This window comes from Streptococcus infantis, from assembly GCF_000963255.1.
Lineage (GTDB): Bacteria > Bacillota > Bacilli > Lactobacillales > Streptococcaceae > Streptococcus > Streptococcus nidrosiense.
The window spans coordinates 68,934-90,549 of sequence record NZ_JYOV01000012.1; the positions used below are offsets into that span (position 1 = coordinate 68,934).

18 protein-coding genes are annotated in these 21,616 nt (G+C 41.7%); 15 read left to right on the forward strand and 3 right to left on the reverse strand.

The window, feature by feature from the left end:
- Positions 1 to 133 precede the first annotated feature (133 nt).
- The 12 genes from TZ96_RS05150 to TZ96_RS05205 all read left to right on the forward strand — a co-directional run bounded on the left by TZ96_RS05150 (position 134) and on the right by TZ96_RS05205 (position 14,159).
- On the forward strand, positions 134 to 1,747 hold the full coding sequence (locus TZ96_RS05150; RefSeq protein WP_045763171.1) for a ribonuclease Y: 1,614 nt from the start codon (positions 134 to 136) through the stop codon (positions 1,745 to 1,747).
- Positions 1,748 to 1,883: 136 nt separating this feature from the next.
- A complete protein-coding gene (gene gmk / locus TZ96_RS05155; RefSeq protein WP_000775049.1) occupies positions 1,884 to 2,510 on the forward strand; it encodes a guanylate kinase in 627 nt (208 codons plus the stop codon).
- A gap of 24 nt (positions 2,511 to 2,534) precedes the next feature.
- Complete coding sequence (rpoZ, locus tag TZ96_RS05160) at positions 2,535 to 2,849, forward strand: DNA-directed RNA polymerase subunit omega (protein WP_045763172.1); 315 nt, start codon at positions 2,535 to 2,537, stop codon at positions 2,847 to 2,849.
- A gap of 84 nt (positions 2,850 to 2,933) precedes the next feature.
- Entirely contained in the window at positions 2,934 to 5,330 is a 2,397-nt protein-coding gene (locus TZ96_RS05165; protein ID WP_045763173.1) for a primosomal protein N', read from the forward strand.
- A gap of 12 nt (positions 5,331 to 5,342) precedes the next feature.
- Positions 5,343 to 6,278, forward strand: coding sequence for a methionyl-tRNA formyltransferase (gene fmt, locus TZ96_RS05170; RefSeq protein WP_045763174.1), 936 nt, complete (start codon positions 5,343 to 5,345; stop codon positions 6,276 to 6,278).
- Positions 6,271 to 7,584, forward strand: a complete 1,314-nt coding sequence (gene rsmB, locus TZ96_RS05175; protein WP_045763260.1) for a 16S rRNA (cytosine(967)-C(5))-methyltransferase RsmB — start codon at positions 6,271 to 6,273, stop codon at positions 7,582 to 7,584. Before fmt ends, rsmB begins: the two co-directional genes overlap by 8 nt.
- Before the next feature lie 15 nt (positions 7,585 to 7,599).
- A complete protein-coding gene (locus TZ96_RS05180) occupies positions 7,600 to 8,340 on the forward strand; it encodes a Stp1/IreP family PP2C-type Ser/Thr phosphatase (protein ID WP_045763175.1) in 741 nt (246 codons plus the stop codon).
- On the forward strand, positions 8,337 to 10,220 hold the full coding sequence (gene pknB, locus TZ96_RS05185) for a Stk1 family PASTA domain-containing Ser/Thr kinase (RefSeq protein ID WP_045763176.1): 1,884 nt from the start codon (positions 8,337 to 8,339) through the stop codon (positions 10,218 to 10,220). Before TZ96_RS05180 ends, pknB begins: the two co-directional genes overlap by 4 nt.
- A 106-nt stretch (positions 10,221 to 10,326) precedes the next feature.
- Entirely contained in the window at positions 10,327 to 11,085 is a 759-nt protein-coding gene (locus TZ96_RS05190; protein ID WP_045763177.1) for a threonine/serine exporter family protein, read from the forward strand.
- A 1-nt stretch (position 11,086) separates the two neighbouring features.
- The gene (locus TZ96_RS05195; RefSeq protein ID WP_045763178.1) at positions 11,087 to 11,536 is read left to right on the forward strand and encodes a threonine/serine exporter family protein; all 450 of its coding nucleotides are present in this window, start codon (positions 11,087 to 11,089) and stop codon (positions 11,534 to 11,536) included.
- 176 nt (positions 11,537 to 11,712) lie between these two features.
- On the forward strand, positions 11,713 to 12,885 hold the full coding sequence (locus TZ96_RS05200) for a hydroxymethylglutaryl-CoA synthase (RefSeq protein ID WP_045763179.1): 1,173 nt from the start codon (positions 11,713 to 11,715) through the stop codon (positions 12,883 to 12,885).
- Positions 12,885 to 14,159: a hydroxymethylglutaryl-CoA reductase, degradative gene (locus TZ96_RS05205; protein ID WP_045763180.1), complete on the forward strand. Its 1,275-nt coding sequence runs from the start codon at positions 12,885 to 12,887 to the stop codon at positions 14,157 to 14,159. Before TZ96_RS05200 ends, TZ96_RS05205 begins: the two co-directional genes overlap by 1 nt.
- A 150-nt stretch (positions 14,160 to 14,309) precedes the next feature.
- Here TZ96_RS05205 and TZ96_RS05210 read toward each other — a convergent pair whose 3' ends face one another.
- Both TZ96_RS05210 and TZ96_RS05215 read right to left on the reverse strand, forming a co-directional pair.
- Entirely contained in the window at positions 14,310 to 15,275 is a 966-nt protein-coding gene (locus TZ96_RS05210) for a LacI family DNA-binding transcriptional regulator (protein WP_045763181.1), read from the reverse strand.
- Positions 15,256 to 16,710, reverse strand: a complete 1,455-nt coding sequence (locus tag TZ96_RS05215; protein ID WP_045763182.1) for a sucrose-6-phosphate hydrolase — start codon at positions 16,708 to 16,710, stop codon at positions 15,256 to 15,258. Before TZ96_RS05215 ends, TZ96_RS05210 begins: the two co-directional genes overlap by 20 nt.
- 135 nt (positions 16,711 to 16,845) lie before the next feature.
- Between TZ96_RS05215 and TZ96_RS10775 the strand changes: the two genes are divergently transcribed.
- The 3 genes from TZ96_RS10775 (at position 16,846) to scrK (ending at position 20,154) form a co-directional block, all read left to right on the forward strand.
- Positions 16,846 to 17,010: a hypothetical protein gene (locus TZ96_RS10775; protein WP_158001790.1), complete on the forward strand. Its 165-nt coding sequence runs from the start codon at positions 16,846 to 16,848 to the stop codon at positions 17,008 to 17,010.
- 64 nt (positions 17,011 to 17,074) lie between these two features.
- Positions 17,075 to 18,958 carry a sucrose-specific PTS transporter subunit IIBC gene (locus TZ96_RS05220; protein WP_045763183.1) on the forward strand — a complete coding sequence of 628 codons (1,884 nt, stop codon included), beginning with the start codon at positions 17,075 to 17,077 and terminating at the stop codon, positions 18,956 to 18,958.
- Between the two features lie 308 nt (positions 18,959 to 19,266).
- Positions 19,267 to 20,154, forward strand: coding sequence for a fructokinase ScrK (gene scrK / locus TZ96_RS05225; protein ID WP_045763184.1), 888 nt, complete (start codon positions 19,267 to 19,269; stop codon positions 20,152 to 20,154).
- Positions 20,155 to 20,194: 40 nt separating this feature from the next.
- Here scrK and TZ96_RS05230 read toward each other — a convergent pair whose 3' ends face one another.
- Complete coding sequence (locus TZ96_RS05230; protein ID WP_045763185.1) at positions 20,195 to 21,385, reverse strand: cation diffusion facilitator family transporter; 1,191 nt, start codon at positions 21,383 to 21,385, stop codon at positions 20,195 to 20,197.
- Positions 21,386 to 21,616 lie beyond the last annotated feature (231 nt).

Below are 21,616 nucleotides of genomic sequence, written 5' to 3' on the forward strand. Positions count from 1 at the left end.
AGGGAAAATAAGGATTTTTAGCCTTAAAATGACCAAAATAACTTCAAATTAAGGTTTGTTAAAAATGATTTTTTATGGTAGAATGTATAAGAATGCATATCATTCGGATAAACAAATAAATTGAGGTAAAAACATGGAAATTATGGCGATTGTTATCGTTGTTTTTGCCGTCATCATTGGTTTAGTCATTGGATATGTCAGCATCTCAGTCAAGATGAAATCATCACAAGAAGCTGCAGAGCTGATGCTTTTAAATGCTGAACAAGAAGCAACTAATTTACGAGGACAAGCTGAGCGCGAAGCGGATTTATTACTCAATGAAGCTAAGAGCGAAAGCAAGTCTCTTAAAAAAGAAGCACTATTGGAGGCCAAAGAAGAAGCCAGAAAATACCGTGAAGAAGTGGACGCTGAATTTAAATCAGAACGTCAAGAACTCAAGCAAATCGAAAGTCGTTTGACCGAACGTGCTAGCAGTCTTGATCGTAAAGATGACAATTTGACGAACAAAGAAAAAACACTTGAACAAAAAGAACAAAGTATTTCTGATAGAGCAAAAAACCTTGATGTACGTGAAGAACAACTAGAAGAAATTGAGAAACAAAAGCAAGCTGAACTAGAGCGTATCGGAACTTTGACTCAGTCGGAAGCAAAAGACATTATCTTGGCTCAGACAGAGGAAAACTTGACTAAGGAAATTGCTAGTCGCATTCGTGAGGCTGAGCAAGAAGTTAAGGAACGTTCAGATAAACTGGCTAAGGATATCTTGGCCCAAGCCATGCAGAGAATTGCTGGTGAGTACGTGGCTGAGTCTACCAACTCTACGGTTCATCTGCCTGATGATACCATGAAAGGTCGTATCATTGGTCGTGAAGGGCGTAATATCCGTACTTTTGAAAGTTTGACAGGGGTTGATGTTATCATTGATGATACGCCAGAAGTGGTAACCTTGTCAGGTTTTGATCCTATCCGTCGCGAGATTGCCCGTATGACGATGGAAACCTTGCTTAAGGATGGACGTATCCACCCAGCTCGTATCGAAGAGTTGGTTGAGAAAAATCGTCAAGAGATTGATAATAAGATTCGTGAATATGGTGAAGCCGCAGCCTATGAAATTGGTGCACCAAACCTTCACCCAGACTTGATGAAGATCATGGGTCGCTTGCAGTTCCGTACTTCATACGGACAAAATGTCTTGCGTCATTCGATTGAAGTTGCTAAGTTGGCTGGTATCATGGCTAGCGAACTTGGTGAGAATGCTACCCTTGCTCGTCGCGCGGGATTCCTTCACGATATTGGTAAAGCCATTGACCGTGAGGTAGAAGGTAGCCACGTTGAGATTGGTACTGAGTTGGCTCGCAAGTACAAGGAGCATCCAGTCGTGATTAACACCATTGCCAGTCACCACGGAGATGTAGAACCTGAAAGTGTGATCGCAGTCATCGTTGCTGCAGCGGATGCCTTAAGCGCAGCCCGTCCAGGAGCTCGTAGCGAATCGCTTGAAAGCTACATCAAACGTCTCCATGATCTTGAAGAAATTGCTAATAGCTTTGAAGGGGTTCAAAATAGCTTTGCCCTTCAAGCTGGTCGTGAAATCCGCATCATGGTAAACCCAGGTCAAATCAAGGACGACAAGGTCACAATCTTGGCTCACAAAGTTCGTGAGAAAATCGAAAACAATCTCGATTATCCAGGAAATATTAAGGTAACCGTGATTCGTGAACTTCGTGCAGTTGATTATGCAAAATAAATAAGAAAGAGCAGTTGAAAAATTACTGCTTTTTTGTTACACTAGATAGAAAGATTGTAGCGAGCAGAAATGGCTTTAGATATATAATCTTACAGAAATTTTCAAGTCATTTCACAAACTATCCAAAGGAGATATAATGGCAGACCGAGGCTTACTAATCGTTTTTTCAGGTCCTTCAGGAGTTGGAAAAGGAACGGTTAGACGAGAAATTTTTGAGAGTTCTGAAAATCAATTTCAATATTCTGTATCTATGACAACGCGGGCACAACGTCCAGGTGAAGTAGATGGTGTTGATTATTTCTTCCGTACACGGGAAGAATTTGAAGAATTGATCCGTCAAGGGCAAATGTTAGAGTATGCAGAGTATGTGGGTAACTACTATGGAACTCCTCTGACTTATGTCAATGAAACGCTTGATAAGGGAATCGATGTCTTTCTTGAAATTGAAGTGCAGGGAGCTCTTCAGGTCAAGAAAAAAGTTCCAGATGCTGTCTTTATCTTTTTGACACCACCAGATTTGGAAGAATTGCAAGACCGTCTCGTAGGCCGAGGTACAGATAGCGCAGAAGTAATTGCTCAGCGTATCGAAAAAGCCAAGGAAGAAATTGCTTTGATGCGTGAGTATGACTACGCTATTGTAAATGACCATGTTCCTCTTGCCGCAGAACGTGTCAAACGTGTGATTGAAGCAGAACATTTCCGTGTAGACCGCGTGATTGGTCATTATCAGGATATGCTACCAAAGTCTCCGACTATTCGATAAACTATAGAAAACAGGTACAAACAAATGATGCTTAAACCCTCTATCGATACCTTGCTTGATAAGGTACCATCAAAATATTCACTCGTAATCTTGGAAGCAAAACGTGCTCACGAATTAGAAGCTGGAGCACCTCCAACTCAAGAATTTAAATCTGAGAAATCTACTCTTCGTGCCTTGGAAGAAATTGAATCAGGGAATGTAACCATCCATCCAGATCCAGAAGGAAAACGCGAAGCTGTTCGTCGTCGTATCGAAGAAGAAAGACGATTGAAAGAAGAAGAAGAAAAGAAAATCAAAGAGCAAATCGCGAAAGAAAAAGAAGAAGGTGAAAAAATTTAAGGTTGGGGGGACTCAATCTTATTTTTTCTATTGCAAGAATACTCAATTAATTAAAAGGATTTAAGAAGAGAAGGAGGTGAGGATATGGCTATTGCAAAAATCATTGTAGATGTTCCCTTGATGCAGACAGACCAGCCCTATAGCTACAAGATTCCAGAGGAATTTGAGGGGATGCTGGAAGTTGGCATGCGAGTTCATGTACCTTTTGGGAAGGCCAATCGCTTGATTCAAGGGATAGTACTTGGAATGGAACAAGAAAATGATGCGAAAGTGGCAGACGAGGACTTGAAAGAGATTGCCGAAGTGCTGGACTTTTCTCCTGTTTTAACGGAGGAACAACTCTGGCTAGCTGAAGAACTACGTAAGTCAGTTTTTTCATACAAGATTTCCATTCTAAAAGCTATGCTCCCTGGATTTTTGAACTCTAGCTATGATAAGATCCTCTATCCTCTGGAAGGCTTAAGTCAAGAAGATAGAGAACGCTTATTCGGTTCACAGGAGTCTCTAGCATTTTCATCTCTAGACTTAGAAAAGCAGGCTGAGATGATGCGATTGACTCGAAAAGGGCTTTTAAAACTAGAGTACCAGGCTGTGGATCAGAAGAAGGTTAAGACGCAGTCTTGGGTTGAAGTTCATCTTGAACAGTTAGAAAAGCTAGAAATTTCAAATCGTGCCAAGAAGAAATTGGAACTGCGAGAATACTTATTAGTACATCCTGAAAGTACTCCTTTGGCTACTTTGTTAGAACATTACTCACGAGACCAAGTTAACTTCTTTGTAGAACAGGGTGCTTTAACGATCCTTCAAAAAGAAGTCCAACGTTCAGCTGCTTACTTTGAAGGGATTGAGTCGAATCAAGCTCTAGAGTTAAACCCAGAGCAAAAAGAAGCCTGTGAGGCAGTTGTTGGAGCGATTGGAAAGAAACATCCTCCCTTTCTTCTTCAAGGAATCACTGGAAGTGGGAAAACGGAGGTTTACTTGCAGATTATCCAAGGAGCCTTGGATATGGGGAAAACAGCAATCGTTTTAGTCCCAGAAATCTCTCTGACACCTCAAATGACAGAGCGTTTTATTGCTCGTTTTGGTGATAAAGTTGCCATTCTCCACTCTGGCTTGTCCAATGGTGAAAAGTACGATGAATGGCGCAAGGTGGAGCGTGGAGATGCCCAGGTAGTCGTTGGGGCTCGATCTGCCGTTTTTGCACCTTTGAAAAATCTAGGGGTTATCATTATCGATGAAGAGCACGAGGCCAGCTACAAGCAAGACAGCAATCCTCGTTATCATGCTAGAGATGTGGCTATTTTACGAGCTCAGTACAATCAAGCTGCCTTAGTTCTTGGTTCTGCAACACCGAGTCTAGAAAGTCGTGCGCGTGCTGGAAAAGGTGTCTATCAACACTTACGTCTGACCCAACGTGCCAATCCTCTAGCAAGTATTCCTCAAGTTCAACTGATTGACTTCCGTGATTATATCGGGCAAAATGAAACATCAAACTTTACACCACCACTAATTGAGGCCGTTCAAGATCGACTGGATAAAAAAGAGCAGGTTGTTCTCATGCTCAATCGCCGTGGCTATTCTAGCTTTGTCATGTGTCGGGAATGTGGTACTGTGGATACCTGCCCTAATTGCGATATTTCCTTGACGCTTCACATGGATACCAAGACTATGAATTGTCATTATTGTGGTTTTTCTAAGGAAATTCCACATGTCTGTCCAAACTGTCAGAGTCGCAGCATTCGATACTATGGAACGGGAACTCAAAAGGCCTACGATGAGCTGGCTGAACTCTTTCCAGAGGCTCGCATTCTGCGAATGGATGTGGATACAACTCGTAAAAAAGGCAGTCACCAAGCTCTACTTGAACAATTTGGCAATGGTGAAGCGGACATATTGCTAGGAACCCAGATGATTGCCAAGGGCTTGGATTTTCCAAATGTGACCTTGGTTGGTGTTCTCAATGCGGATACAGCCTTGAATCTGCCTGATTTCCGTTCTTCTGAGAGAACCTTCCAACTCTTGACCCAGGTAGCTGGACGAGCAGGTCGAGCTGAGAAAGCAGGACAGGTCTTGATTCAGTCCTATAATCCTCAGCATTATGCCATTCGTTTTGCCAAGGATCAGGACTACGAAGGTTTCTATGCCTATGAAATGGGTATCAGACGTCAGTTGGGTTACCCGCCTTATTATTTCACTATTGGGATTACCTTGTCTCATAAAAAAGAGGAAGAGGTTCTTAGACGTGCTTATCAAGTCATGGGTATTTTGAGGTCTGGTTTGTCGGATGCTAGTAAAATCCTAGGACCGACCCCTAAACCTATCGCTCGTACTCATAACCTCTATCATTATCAGATTTTAATTAAATACCGTTTAGAAGATGAGCTGGGTCCAACCCTTAACCAGGTCTTGGCCTTGACACAGGAACGGGAAAATAGCGAACTTCGTCTCAGTATTGACCACGAACCGCAACAGTTTTTATAAGAAGGAGAAGATATGACAAAATTAATCTTTATGGGGACTCCCAATTTTTCAGCAACCGTTTTGAAGGGACTTTTGTCAGACGATCGCTATGAGATTCTAGCAGTTGTAACTCAGCCAGACCGTGCTGTCGGACGTAAAAAAGTTATCCAAGAAACCCCAGTTAAACAAGCTGCCAAAGAGGCAGGACTTCCTATTTACCAACCTGAAAAATTATCAGGTAGTCCAGAAATGGAAGCTATCATGAACTTGGGCGCTGATGGGATTGTAACAGCAGCTTTTGGACAATTTCTCCCAAGTAAACTCCTTGATAGCATGGATTTTGCAGTCAATGTTCATGCTTCGCTCCTTCCTAAACACCGTGGTGGTGCTCCTATCCATTATGCCTTGATTCAGGGTGATGAGGAGGCAGGAGTAACCATTATGGAAATGGTCAAGGAAATGGATGCAGGAGATATGATTTCTTGTCGTAGTATTCCGATTACCGATGAGGACAATGTCGGAACCTTGTTTGAGAAATTGGCGATTGTTGGTCGTGATTTGCTTTTGGATACTTTGCCTGCATACATTGCTGGCGAGATTCAGCCTCAACCACAGGACCCAAGCCAGGTTACATTTTCGCCTAATATCAAACCTGAAGAAGAAAAGTTGGACTGGAACAAGACCAATCGTCAACTCTTTAACCAAATTCGTGGGATGAATCCTTGGCCAGTTGCTCATACTTTTCTAAAGGGCGAACGCTTCAAAATCTATGAAGCTCTGCCTGTAGAAGGTGAGGGGAATCCAGGTGAGATTATCTCGATTGGTAAGAAAGAATTGATTGTCGCAACAGCAGAAGGAGCCCTGTCTTTCAAACAGGTTCAACCAGCAGGAAAACCTAAGATGGACATTGCTTCCTTCCTCAACGGTGTGGGACGAACTTTGGCAGTAGGAGAACGATTTGGTGACTAAAGTAGAAACGGCTAGAAGTTTAGCCCTAGAGGTATTGGAGGATGTCTTTATCCAACAAGCTTACTCCAACATCGCCTTAAATAAACATCTTAAGGGAAGTCAACTGTCAGCGGCAGATAAAGGCTTGGTGACAGAGCTTGTTTACGGAACCGTAGCTCGAAAACTCACTCTGGAATGGTACTTGTCTCATTTTATCCAAGACAGAGAGAAGCTAGATAGTTGGCTCTATGTTCTTCTTCTCATGAGTGTCTATCAACTCCAATATCTAGATAAGCTACCTGACCATGCAGTGGTCAATGAGGCAGTGGAAATTGCAAAATCTCGTAAGAAGGGTAGTGAAAAACTGGTCAATGCTGTTCTTCGTCGTATTTTGCGTGAGGGCTTGCCAGATATTGCCAGTATCAAGCGTAAAAATAAGCGTGATTCCATTGCCTACTCTTTACCAGTTTGGTTGATTTCGAAGCTCAAGGAAGAGTATGGAGAAGAGCGAGCGCAAGCGATTTTTGAGAGTCTATTGAAGCGTAATAAAGCCAGTATCCGTGTGACAGATTTGAGCCGAAAAGAGGAAATTAAAGCTCTGCTTGGTGCAAGTGATTCTCATTTATCTCCTGCTGGTCTGGTTAAGGAACAGGGGCATTTTGCTAGTCATGACTTGTTTTCAGAAGGACTTATTACTATCCAAGATGAGTCAAGTCAACTGGTTGCACCGACACTAGAGCTACAAGGTGACGAGCAGGTTTTAGATGCCTGTGCAGCCCCAGGTGGGAAAACAGCCCATATGGCATCCTATCTGACGACAGGTCAGGTAACGGCTCTAGATCTCTATGACCACAAACTCACTTTGATTCAAGAGAATGCTCAGCGTTTAGGTGTAGCGGACCGTGTCCAAACGCAAAAACTGGACGCTCGAAAGGTCCACGAGTTTTTTGGTAAGGATCAATTTGATAAAATTCTAGTCGACGCCCCTTGCTCAGGGATTGGTCTATTGCGTCGGAAACCAGATATCAAATACAACAAAGACACTGCTGATTTCGCGTCATTACAGGAAATTCAGTTGGAAATATTAGGTAGTGTTTGTCAAACGCTACGTAAAGGTGGTATAATAACGTATAGTACCTGTACTATTGTCTCGGAAGAGAACTTTCAAGTGGTTCAAGCTTTTTTAGAAAGTCATCCCGAGTTTGAGCAGGTTAAACTAGAACATGAATGTAAGGATATCCTAAAAGATGGCTGTATCCTCATTACTCCGGAATTATACGGAAGTGATGGATTCTTTATCAGCCAATTTCGCAAGATATCCAATTAGGAAGGAACTGACACAATGGAGATTTCATTATTAACAGATGTGGGTCAGAAACGTACAAATAATCAAGACTATGTCAATCTTTTTGTCAACCGTGCCGGTCGTACAATGATCATCTTGGCTGATGGGATGGGAGGACACCGTGCAGGTAATATTGCCAGCGAGATGGCAGTAACTGATTTAGGTGTTGCCTGGGTTGATACGCAGATTGACACCGTTAATGAAGTTCGTGAATGGTTTGCCCACCATCTAGAAGTTGAAAATCAAAAGATTTATCAAATGGGGCGTGATGAAGCCTACAAGGGAATGGGGACAACTCTAGAAGCCCTTGCAATCATTGATCATCAAGCTATTTACGCTCATATTGGAGATTCTCGTATCGGTCTCATTCGAGGAGAAGAGTACCGTCAACTGACAAGCGATCATTCCTTGGTTAACGAATTGCTCAAGGCGGGTCAATTGACACCTGAAGAAGCTGAGGCACATCCACAAAAGAATATCATCACACAGTCTATTGGGCAAAAAGATGAAATTCAACCTGACTTAGGAATTGTCAGCTTGGAAGCAGGTGACTATCTGGTCATGAATAGTGACGGTCTAACCAATATGATTTCAGGTAGTGAGATCTATGATATTGTGACTAGCGATATCTCTCTAGATGATAAGGCAGCCACTTTGGTACGCTTTGCCAACAATGCCGGAGGGCTTGATAATATTACAGTTGCCCTTGTTTCGATTGAGGAGGAGGCGGCACTATGATCCAGATCGGCAAGATTTTTGCCGGGCGGTATCGGATTATCAAACAAATTGGCCGTGGAGGTATGGCAGATGTCTACCTGGCCAAGGATTTGATTTTAGACGGGGAAGAGGTAGCTGTAAAGGTCCTGAGGACTAACTACCAGACTGACCCGATTGCTGTTGCGCGTTTTCAGCGTGAAGCGCGTGCAATGGCTGACTTAGATCATCCCCATATCGTTCGGATAACGGATATCGGCGAAGAGGACGGCCAACAGTACCTGGCTATGGAATATGTAGCTGGTCTTGATCTCAAGCGCTATATCAAAGAACACTATCCCCTCTCAAATGAAGAGGCTGTCCGTATCATGGGTCAGATTCTCTTAGCGATGCGCTTGGCACATACTAAAGGTATTGTCCATCGTGACTTAAAACCTCAAAACATTCTTTTAACTCCGGATGGGACGGCTAAGGTAACGGACTTTGGGATTGCCGTAGCCTTTGCAGAGACCAGTTTGACTCAGACCAACTCTATGTTGGGTTCTGTTCACTACTTGTCACCTGAGCAGGCTCGTGGTTCTAAAGCAACGTTCCAAAGTGACATCTATGCCATGGGGATTATTTTCTATGAAATGCTGACAGGGCATATCCCTTATGATGGCGATAGTGCAGTAACCATCGCTCTCCAGCATTTTCAAAAACCTCTTCCTTCGGTCATAGCTGAAAATCCATCTGTTCCCCAAGCTTTGGAGAATGTGGTCATCAAAGCAACTGCTAAAAAGCTAACAGATCGATACCAGTCGGTTTCAGAGATGTATGTTGATTTATCTAGCAGTCTATCTTATAACCGCAGAAATGAACCTAAACTTGTTTTTGATGATGCTACTAAGGCGGACACAAAGACATTGCCAAAGGTTTCTCAAACAACCTTGACCTCTATTCCTAAGGTTCAACCACAGACAGATAGCCATCAGGCAACTAAAGCTAGCCCAGAAGTAAGCGCTAAAAAATCTGTGGAAAAACCAGTGAAAAAACGTCGTTTTAAAGCACGTTATCTAGTTCTACTAGCAAGTTTCGTACTGGTTGCGGCTTCTCTGGTATGGATTTTATCCAGAACACCAGCTACTGTTGAGATTCCAAAAGTTGCAGGTCAAACTGTCGCTGAAGCAAAAGAAAATCTGAAAAAAGCGAATTTTGAAATTGGTGAGGAAAAAACGGAAGCTAGTGATACCGTAGAGGAAGGTCGGGTTATCCGAACAGATCCAGATGCTGGCTCAGCTCGCAAAGAAGGAACTAAGGTTAATCTCATTATTTCTTCAGGTCAACAATCCTTTAAGCTTGGAAATTATGTTGGTCGTAAATCTACAGATGTCATAGCAGAATTGAAAGGGAAAAAAGTTCCTGAAAATCTGATTAAGATTGAGGAAGAAGAATCCAACGAATTCGAAGCCGGTACAATCATGAAACAAAGTTTACCGGAGGGAACAACTTATGATCTTAGCAAGGCAACTTCTATCGTTTTGACTGTTGCTAAGAAGAAAAAGGTGACGACGATAACTATGCCAAACTACATTGGCTCAAACCTTGAATTTGCTAAAAATAATCTTAAAAGTATAGGTATTAGTGAAGATAGAATTGAAATTAAAGAAGTGGAGACAGCACAAGAAGGAATTAAAGAAGGTGAGATTGCGAAACAAAGTCCCGCGCCGGATGAAAAACTTGATTTAAGCAATCCGATAGTTAAACTATATATTTATAAACCTAAAAAAACTTCACCATCAATTAGTCAACCTTCGTCAGAACATAATTCTGGTCAAACTGACACAACAAACCCTACAAACCCTACGCAGGGTAACCATCCAACAACACCTACACAAGATGGAAATGGAAGTCAACGAAATTAATAAACTCCATATACATAATTCAATCTTTGTCACAGTTTTTGTGACAAAGATTTTTTTTCCTTCAAATTTATGATAAAATAAAAAGGAGTTTTAGAAGGAGGAAAACATGGACGAAGTCAAACAACTGAATGCAGTGATCGATGTCATTATGCTAGCAGGAACGATACTGCTTCGAAACGGATCTGAGATTTATCGTGTTGAAGATACCATGATTCGGATTGCTCATTCACAGGGTATTATGGATTGTAATGTTTTAGCCATGCCTGCCGCCATTTTTTTCTCCATTGAAAATACAAATATCTCTCGTATGAAGCGAGTGACCTCCTCTGCTTATAATATTGAGAAGGTATGTGATGTCAACCAGATTTCACGTCAGCTTGTATCAGGACAGCTGGATCTGGATACAGCCTTTATCCAACTAAAGGAATTAAATAGCAAACCATCTCCCTATACCAATTTTCAACTAACTGCTGCAGCGACCCTCAGTGCTCCTTTCTTTTCAATCATGTTCGGTGGGAATGTCTACGATGCCATCGGAGCAGGAGTGGCGACCTTGTTTGCTTTTACTTTCTCTCTCTATGTGGAAAAGTTTATTCGTATTCCTTTTATGACAGCTTTCGCAGGAGCTCTTGTCTTTGGTTTGATTGCACAATTTTGGGCGCGCTATTCTGGTTTGCCGTCGACAGCTGATCTGGTGATTGCGGGTGCGGTTATGCCTTTTGTACCTGGAATTGCCCTGACTAATGCTGTTCGAGATATTATGACCAATCACATTAACTCTGGTATGAGCAAGATGTTTGAATCCTTGCTGATTACCCTTGCCTTAGGGGCTGGAACATCAGTTGCCCTCGTACTCATGAACTAATATGACACTAACAACATTTTTATTGCAAGCTCTGGCAAGTTTGCTTGCCATTATCACCTTTTTAATCGTCTTAAATGTCCAGCGTTCCATGCTCATCCCTGGTGGAGTTTTGGGAATGTCTATTTGGCTACTCTATCTGATACTCAAGGAACCAACAAATGTTATTTTGGCAACCTTTATTGCTGCGGTGATTGGTTCTTGTGTCAGCCAGATTATGAGTATCCTCTATAAGACACCAGCAGTTGTTTTTGCTCTGGCAATATTGGCGCCACTAGTGCCAGGTTATCTGTCCTATCGAACCACTTCCTTCTTCGTTACAGGTGACTACAGTCATGCCATTTCTAGTGCCATGTTAGTCATGATGTTGGCTCTCGTTATCTCCATTGGAATGGCCAGTGGGACAGTTTTGTTGAAATTGTATCATTATCTCAAAAAGAATCGAGCTAGCTAAGACTCGATTTTTTGTAGCCCTAAAGTTCTGTTTGTTGGACTAGTCTAAAAATGAGATAAGGTTTTTAAAATGAACTTGATTTGGTGAATCAAGTCTTTTTTCGCTCATTTGACCTCAATTGTGATAAAATAGAGGTGAACGATTTTTTACAATGAATGATAAAAATAGAGGTAAATATGACAATCGGTATTGATAAGATTGGTTTTGCGACCAGTCAATACGTTTTGAAATTACAAGATTTAGCAGAAACCCGAGGAATTGATCCTGAAAAATTGAGTAAAGGACTTCTTTTAAAAGAATTGAGTATCGCTCCTTTAACAGAGGATATTGTTACCTTGGCTGCTAGTGCAGGAAATTCTATCCTGACTGAAGAAGATAAGCAAGAGATTGATATGGTTATCGTAGCGACAGAGTCTGGAGTCGATCAAAGTAAGGCGGCTGCAGTCTTTGTACACGGTTTATTAGGAATCCAACCATTTGCTCGTAGTTTTGAAATCAAGGAAGCTTGTTATGGTGCAACGGCGGCCCTTCACTATGCTAAGTTACACGTAGAAAATTCTCCAAAATCAAAAGTTTTGGTACTAGCCAGTGATATTGCAAGGTATGGTGTTGAAACTCCTGGAGAACCAACTCAAGGAGCCGGCTGTGTTGCTATGTTGATTAGCCAAAATCCACGAGTTATGGTATTCAACAACGATAACGTTGCGCAGACTCGTGATATTATGGACTTCTGGCGTCCAAATTACTCGACAACACCATTTGTAAATGGGGTTTACTCAACGCAGCAATATCTTGATAGCTTAAAAACGACTTGGGAAGAGTACCAAAAGCGTTATGACTGTAACTTGGACGATTTTGAAGCTGTATGTTTCCACTTGCCATATCCGAAACTAGCTCTCAAAGGATTGAAAAAAATCCTAGACAAATCCTTGCCTCAAGAGAAGAAGGACTTGCTTCAAAAGCACTTTGATGAATCTATTATTTATAGCCAAAAAGTTGGAAATATCTATACAGGTTCACTCTTCTTAGGTCTCTTGTCTCTTCTTGAAAATTCTAACAGCCTAAAAGCTGGAGATAAGATTGCCCTCTACAGCTATGGTAGTGGTGCTGTATCTGAGTTCTTTAGTGTGGAATTGGTTGAAGGCTATGAAAAACAATTGCAGAATAATCGCTTAGACTTGCTAGACCAACGTCAAGCTTTGAGTGTTGCTGACTATGAACGAATCTTCTTTGAGGAAGCAAACTTAGATGAGTCTGGATCTGCAACGATGTCAGGTTATGAAGGGCAAGACTATGCCCTTGTTGAGATTGTAGACCACCAACGTCGCTACAGCAAGGTTGAAAAATAATGAAAAAAAATTGGAATGGATTTGCTAAAAAATCAATTCAAGAGCGCCTAGAGTTCGTTAAGTCTCAGGCGCTTACTACTATTGAAGCCCAAGAAAGTCTTGAGCAGAATGAAAATCTCAGTCTAGCAGTTGCGGACCAATTAAGTGAAAATGTGGTAGGAACCTTCTCGCTTCCTTACTCAGTAGTTCCAGAAGTTCTGGTAAATGGTCAGGAGTATACCGTTCCCTATGTGACCGAAGAACCATCTGTAGTTGCTGCAGCCAGTTTTGCCAGTAAGATTATCAAACGTGCTGGAGGTTTTACAGCTCAGGTTCATCAACGCCAAATGATAGGTCAGGTTGCTCTTTATCAGGTTCCGGATAGAGAGCGAGCTTACCAGGCTATTTTGAGTCAAAAGTCGGAACTGATGGAACTGGCAAATCAAGCCTATCCCTCTATTGTCAAACGTGGTGGTGGAGCCAGAGAGCTAACAGTTGAAAAAATTTCTGGTGAGTCTGACTTTTTAGTGGTTTATCTCCATGTAGATACTCAGGAAGCAATGGGAGCTAATATGCTCAATACCATGCTTGAGGCCCTAAAACCTAGTCTAGAGGCTCTAAGTCAAGGGAAAAGTTTAATGGGAATTCTATCCAACTATGCCACAGATTCTCTAGTAACTGCAACTTGTCGCATCGCCTTTCGTTATTTGAGTCGCCAGAAGGATGAAGCGCGTGAACTAGCTGAAAAAATGGTTTTAGCTAGTCAGTTTGCCCAAGCAGATCCTTATCGTGCAGCGACTCACAACAAGGGAATCTTTAACGGAATTGATGCTCTCTTGATTGCGACAGGAAATGATTGGCGTGCTATCGAAGCAGGAGCGCATGCCTATGCCAGTCATGATGGTGCTTATCAAGGTCTCAGTCGTTGGAGGATAGATTTGGAAACAGAAGAGTTAATCGGAGAGATGACTATGCCGATGCCAGTTGCCACCAAGGGTGGTTCGATTGGTCTCAATCCTCGAGTCGTACTCAGTCATGAGTTGCTAGGTCATCCATCTGCCAAAGAATTGGCCCAAATTATCGTTTCGATTGGTCTTGCACAGAATTTTGCAGCCCTTAAGGCTTTGGTCAGTACAGGGATTCAGCATGGACACATGAAACTTCAGGCAAAATCGTTAGCACTTTTAGCAGGTGCGACTGAGGCAGAAGTACCTAAGCTAGTAGAAAACTTGATTGCTGAAAAAACCTTTAATTTAGAAAAAGCGCAAACGCTATTGAAACATTTAAGATCATAAGAAAAACTCAGACGAATCTAGTCTGAGTTTTTTGTTTATATTCAATGAAAATCAAAGAACAAACTAGGAAGCTAGCCGCAGGCTGCTCAAAACACTGTTTTGAGGTTGCAGATGGAAGCTGACGTGGTTTGAAGAGATTTTCGAAGAGTATTAAATACTTTTACCTGGTAAGAGGCTGACTGGTAAGAAATAACCAGTCGTGGCAACTTCTTTCCCCTCGATTTTTTGGAGTAGTAAATCAACTGTCAGGCGAGCAATTTCTTCCAAAGGTTGTTTAATGGTAGTAAGGTGAGGATAGAAATTCTCGATAAAATAAGTTCCATCATAACCAATAACCTTAAGTTGTTCTGGAACAGAGATACCAAGTTCCTGAGCAATCTTCATTACCAAGATGGCAGTCAAATCATCCGATGCGAAAATAGCATCTGGTTTTTGTTTGGTCAGGATACTTTTGATTTCCATTTCCTTGCGGAGGGGTGAAAAGTCACTGGAAATATTGATAATGGGAGCTTTTGGGAAGATAGAAGCAAAGCCTGCATGGCGAAGTCCAGTTGGTGAATTGGAGTTGTCATTACCTGTAATCATAATAACAGACTTAGCTCCAGTTTTCTCTAAAGTTTGAGCTGCAAGGACTCCACCAGCATAGTTATCAGAGGAAACGACAGGAATGTCCGGCGATAGGTTTCGGTCAAAAGAAATGATTGGTGCTGTGACGCGATTGTAGTCTTCAATTCCCAAGTTATGACTACCAGAGATGATTCCATCCACTTGGTTGGCTTCTAGCATTTCAAGATATTCACGTTCTTTTTCTGAATCGTGCTCACTGTTACAGATGATTGTCTTGTAGCCTTTTTTGAAGAGTTCGTGTTCCAATTTGTCAATCAATTCAGCATAGAAAACATGGCTGATTTTTGGGAAGATCAACCCAATTAACTTGGCTGATTTCCCTTGGAGGCTACGAGCAAGGTTGTTGGGTTTGTAGCCTAACTCCCGCATAGCTTCATTTACCTTTTGAATGGTTTTTTCTGACAGATAACCTTTTTTATTGATAACACGTGAAACAGTAGTAGGGCTGACGCCAGCTAATTTTGCGACATCAGTTAGTTTTGCGACCATATTCTAATTCGTAGTATGTTCCAGTTGGGTTTCCAGAATTAATGAGGATTCCATTTTGATCTTTGTGAGGGAAGACACGACCAGAAAATACTTTTTCTCCTTTATTGATGAAAATTTCAAAGACTGAATTATCGATGAAGATATTTACAGTAGTAGCTTGGTTGTCAATTGAACATGAGCGAGTAGTTCCGAATTCTTGAGCATATTGCTCACCTGCTTGACTGCGGTCAACAGTAACTTGACCCTTGACAAGGTCGAAATTGATAGAGAGTCCCTTACCTTCTTTATCAGCAAGAAGGATGATTTCACTTTGGCTATTAGCCTCTAAGTTCAGTTCAAGTTCGTAGGTGTTTTTAGTTTCAGAACGATTTGAAAATTCCTCTTCTGAAGCACGGAGTTCCTTGATAGCAGATACAGGATACTGATAGAGTTTGCCATCTTTAATAGTTAATTCTTTGATCGATGAGAAAGTTCCTTGGTGATCAAAGCGATCAGATGGATAAGAAACATCTGGTAAACCAAGCCAACTAACAGCAAGAGCGCGTCCATCAGGGGCATTGAAGGCTTGAGTGGCATATGCTTCGAAACCATAGTCTAGATTGTGTAGTTCAGAAACATCTACCATACGAGCATTTTCAGGATCAAAGGAAGCACCGATTTTATACATATTTGGATAGATGTTGTCATAGTTAAGAACCTTTTTATCCAAACCTTGTGGGCAGTAGAGAAGGACAGGCTGTTCTCCAACAAAGACGAGGTTCGGGCACTCCATCATATAGGCAGTACGGTCATTGTTGAAGTCCAAATCACCAACTTCTTGCCAGTTTGTATAATCGTTATCGACCGCTTTGTAGAGACGGACAAAACCTTTTTTCTCCAAGTCTTGACCACCAACGATAGCGTAGTATTGTCCTTTAAAGTTGAAAATCTGTGGATCGCGGAAGTGGTCGGTAGCATCAGCTGGTTGATCAATCAAGATCTTATCAATCTTTTTAATATTTCCATCCTTATCCATCAAGGCACCAATCTGATAAGGGTGGCGAACCCAATTTTCATCACGGACATTTCCTGTATAGAATAGGAACAATTGATCACCAAACTGCATAGCAGATCCTGAGTAAGCGCCGTGGCTATCCAGTGGAGTATCAGGTAAGATTTTTACACCTGTTTCAGTAAAGTGCACCAAATCGTCACTCTCAAGTTGAACCCAAGATTTCAAGCCGTGGGCTGCTCCAAAGGGGAAGTTTTGGTAAAAGACAACCCACTTGCCATCAAAGTAAGAAAAACCGTTTGGGTCGTTGAGGAGTCCTTCCTTTGGTTCAATGTGATAGCTGACATGCCATGGGGATTGCGCCATCTTTTCTTGGATTTCTTTTCTTTCTTCTTGTGTCCAATCTTCGTAACGTCTGTAACGACGTTCAGTAGTCCATTCCATTTCTATTTCCTCCATAAAATTCTACTATCTTTATAGTAAACGTTTCCTTATAAAAAAGCAAGTCTTTTACACTAAATCAACGAAAAAAATGTCAAACGTTTGACAGAATGTAGAAGCACTATTTTATGAAAAACAATGAAAAAAATGAAAGTTTTTGAAAATTTTAAAGTGGAAACCTTGAGTTTAGAGGGTATTTATTGCTGTATTGATGAAAAAAATAGCAAAAACAATCAAAAAATACAAATTAGCAAAATTTTTTCTGCAAAACGCTTGACATATTTTTTAAACGTGATAGAATAATATTCGTAGGGCGGATAAAATCGCTTTCAAACAAGAAAAAATTTTTATAAGGAGATTTTTGCAAATGACGAATACAGAAATTGCAAAAAAAGTCATCGAAGCCTTGGGCGGACGTGAGAATGTTAACAGTGTAGCCCACTGTGCGACTCGCCTTCGTGTTATGGTGAAAGATGAAGCGAAGATTAACAAAGATGCTATTGAGAACTTGGAAAAAGTTCAAGGTGCTTTCTTTAACTCAGGTCAATACCAAATCATTTTTGGTACAGGTACAGTTAACAAGATGTACGATGAAGTCGTAGCTCTTGGTTTGCCAACGACATCTAAGGATGAGATGAAGGCAGAAGCTGCTAAACAAGGAAATTGGTTCCAACGTGCCATCCGTACTTTCGGTGATGTTTTTGTACCAATTATTCCAGTTATCGTAGCAACTGGTCTCTTCATGGGTGTTCGTGGACTCTTGAATGCTCTTGGAATGACACTTCCAGAAGATGTGACAACTTACACTCAAATCTTGACTGACACAGCCTTCATCATCTTGCCAGGTTTGGTTGTTTGGTCAACCTTCCGTGTATTCGGTGGTAACCCAGCCGTTGGTATTGTTCTTGGTATGATGCTCGTATCTGGTTCACTTCCAAATGCCTGGGCTGTTGCTTCTGGTGGTGAAGTGACTGCTATGAATTTCTTCGGATTTATCCCAGTTGTTGGTTTGCAAGGTTCAGTTCTTCCAGCCTTCATCATCGGGGTTGTCGGAGCTAAGTTTGAAAAAGCTGTTCGTAAAGTGGTTCCAGATGTACTTGATCTCTTGGTAACACCATTCGTAACACTCCTCGTAATGTCAATTCTTGGTTTGTTTGTGATCGGACCAGTCTTCCACGTTGTTGAAAACTATATCCTTCTTGGAACAAAAGCTATCCTTAACTTGCCATTTGGTCTTGGTGGTTTCTTGATTGGTGGAGTTCACCAAGTTATCGTCGTATCAGGTGTTCACCACATCTTTAACTTGCTTGAAGTTCAATTGCTTGCTGCTGACCATGTTAACCCATTCAACGCTATCATCACAGCTGCCATGACTGCTCAAGGTGCTGCAACAGTAGCCGTTGGTGTGAAAACTAAAAATCCTAAACTTAAAACACTTGCTTTCCCAGCTGCTCTTTCTGCCTTCCTAGGTATTACTGAGCCTGCTATCTTCGGGGTTAACTTGCGTTTCCGTAAACCATTCTTCCTTTCATTGATCGCTGGTGCAGTCGGTGGTGGACTTGCTTCAATCCTTGGTCTTGCTGGTACTGGTAATGGTATCACAATCATCCCAGGTACAATGCTTTACATTGGTAACGGACAACTCCCACAATACCTTCTTATGGTAGCTGTATCATTCGCTCTTGGTTTTGCTCTTACTTACATGTTTGGTTATGAAGATGAAGCAGAAGTGACTTCAGAAGCTACAACTGAACGTTTGGCTGACGAAGCAGTAACTGGTACTGTTGTTGCACCTAGCGAAGGTGTCATCCAAACACCAATCGTTGGTGACGTAGTTGCCCTTTCAGACGTTAATGACCCAGTCTTCTCAAGTGGAGCTATGGGACAAGGTATTGCTGTTAAACCTAATCAAGATGTTGTTTACGCACCAGCTGATGCTGAAGTGACAATCGTTTTCCCAACAGGACATGCTTATGGTTTGAAAACTACAAACGGAGCTGAAATCTTGATCCACGTGGGTATCGACACTGTTTCAATGAACGGTGAAGGATTCGACCAAAAAGTTGCTCAAGGTGACAAGGTTAAAGCTGGAGATGTTCTTGGAACATTTGATTCAGCTAAGATTGCTGCTGCAGGCCTTGATAATACAACAATGGTTATAGTGACAAACACTGCAGACTTTGCTTCAGTAAATCCAGTTGCTTCTGGATCAGTTGCTAAGGGTGATGCAATCATCGAAGTTAAAGCTTAATACTCTTCGAAAATCAAATTCAAACTGCGTCATACTCGCTTTGCCGTATGTATGTGTTACTGACTTCGTCAGTTCTATCTACAACCTCAAAGCTGTACTTTGAGCAACCTGCAGCTCGATTCCTGGTTTGTTCTTTGATTTTCATTGAGTATACTACTGTCGATTTAATAAAACAAAAAAACGAACAAATGTCATGTTTGTTCGTTTTTGATTGAATGGTAAAATTTACAGAGGAAAAACTAAAATATAGAGCAACTTTCCTCCTTGAAATATGCTATAATAGAGAAAATAAAAACTAGAGGTTTATCATGACAAAATTATATGGAAGCTTGGAAGCGGGCGGTACAAAATTTGTCTGTGCTGTCGGTGATGAAAACTTTAACATTGTAGAGAAAACACAATTCCCAACAACAACTCCTATCGAGACAATCGATAAAACTATCGAGTTCTTTTCAAAATTTGATAATCTTGCAGGTCTTGCAATTGGTTCATTTGGTCCAATTGATATCGACAAAAATTCAAAGACTTATGGTTTTATTACAACTACACCGAAACCTCACTGGGCAAATGTTGATTTGCTTGGTGCTCTTCGGCGCGCTCTAAACGTGCCAATGTACTTCACAACAGACGTAAACAGTTCTGCCTACGGTGAGGTAGTTGCTCGTAATAATGCTGGTGGCCGTATCGAAAACTTGGTTTACTATACAATCGGTACAGGTATCGGTGCAGGCGTTATTCAACGTGGGGAGTTTATTGGTGGTGTTGGTCACCCTGAGATGGGGCATTATTATGTGGCTAGACACCCAATGGATATTGAAAAAGAATTCAACGGTGTTTGTCCATTCCACAAGGGCTGTTTGGAAGGCTTTGCAGCTGGTCCAAGTTTGGAAGCTCGTACAGGTGTACGTGGGGAAAATATTGAACTCAACAACCCTGTTTGGGATGTTCAAGCCTACTATATCGCTCAAGCCGCGGTTAATGCTACCGTAACTTTCCGACCAGATGTCATCGTCTTTGGTGGTGGGGTTATGGCTCAACAACACATGCTTGACCGTGTACGTGAGAAATTCACATCTCTTCTCAATGGTTACCTACCAGTTCCAGATGTACGTGACTATATCGTAACACCAGCTGTAGCAGGTAATGGTTCGGCTACACTTGGAAACTTCGTTCTTGCTAAGAGCGTTGCAAAATAAACATGAAAAATGAGGTCGGGAATTATCCCGGCCTCATTTTTTAGTCTTTTTCTATCTTTGTTTCCTGATGGAAAATATTTTGCCAAGTTTCGTGGCGGCGCCAGATGCTTGTGTGGATGGTATCACCAATCTGGTAGCGAATGAGTTTTGTCTTCTGACTAATGGACGTTAGGTGAAGCTCTTTAATGGCAGATGTCAGTTCTTTTTCGGACTTATAGGCATCCTTGTCCAGTTCTTGTCCGTCCTGGCGGATATAAATGAAGTCTTCTGCAAGTAACTCTTCTAGTTGATTTCCTTGGTCAATCAATTGCTCTCTCATGAGCAATTTTTTATAGACATTATCTAGGATTTCATCCTCAGTGATTGGTGCTGGTTCGATATGAATGTCTGTATCAAAGACACCAAAGCGTTCGGATAACATGGATTCAACCTGATCCGCAATTTCGTGGCTTTCGAAAACGGAGAGATCTGGATTCATCTCGAGAGTGATGTCCAGATAGATATTACTTCCGTAAGTACGACCGCGTTGAGATTTGACCTTGCTAATCTTAGGAATTTCCATGATAGCTTTTTGGTAATCTTCGAGCAAGTGTTCATCAAAACCATCAGAAAGGCTGAAGGATGACTCGATAAAGATATCATAGGCAGTCTTGAGGATAAAGAAGGTAATGACGATGGCAACCAATTTATCCACGAGAGGGAAGTTAAAACTGCTGGCTAGGATAGCGATAGTGGTTCCGAGTGAAGTGACTGCATCTGATAGATTGTCCTTGGCAGCCGCTTTAAGCGCCTTAGATTTGGACTGCTTGCTGAGGTGGGTGTTGTAGAGATAAACAGCAAACATAATCACAGCAGAGATCACTCCTAGAATCGCTCCCAGTGGGTCAATCACTGTTTCTTCGCGACTAATAATCTTTTGAATCGTATCTCGCAAGACATCAAAACCAACATAGAACATGATGATTGAAGTGATGAGGCTTGCCAAGTCCTCGATTTTCCAGTGACCGAAACGATGGTCTCTATCTGCTGGTTGGCGGGCCAAACGAATCCCAATGAGGAGGGCAACATTTCCGATGATATCAGAAACGTTGTTGAAACCATCCGCCACCAAACTGGATGAATGGAGCAAGTGTCCGGTTGCTAGCTTAGCTGCAGATAAGAATAGATAGGTCAAAATGCTGATAATGGCACCACGCTCAGCTAATTTTAAGTTTGAAACCGATTGATTCATCTAACTCCCTTTCTAGAACTATCGTATGTTTTCATTATACTGGTTTTCCAAGGAAAATTCAAATGGAGCGCGACTAATCCCACCCCAGCACTTGAAAACTCTTGAAATTCTGATATAATAGAACTACTCAAGGGAGTAGCTGGCGGGAAACCGCGATAGTGTCGTCATTCCGAATTATTTCCGGCACTATATTAAACAGCGAGACTTGTTTTTTTAAAAAACAGGTCTCTT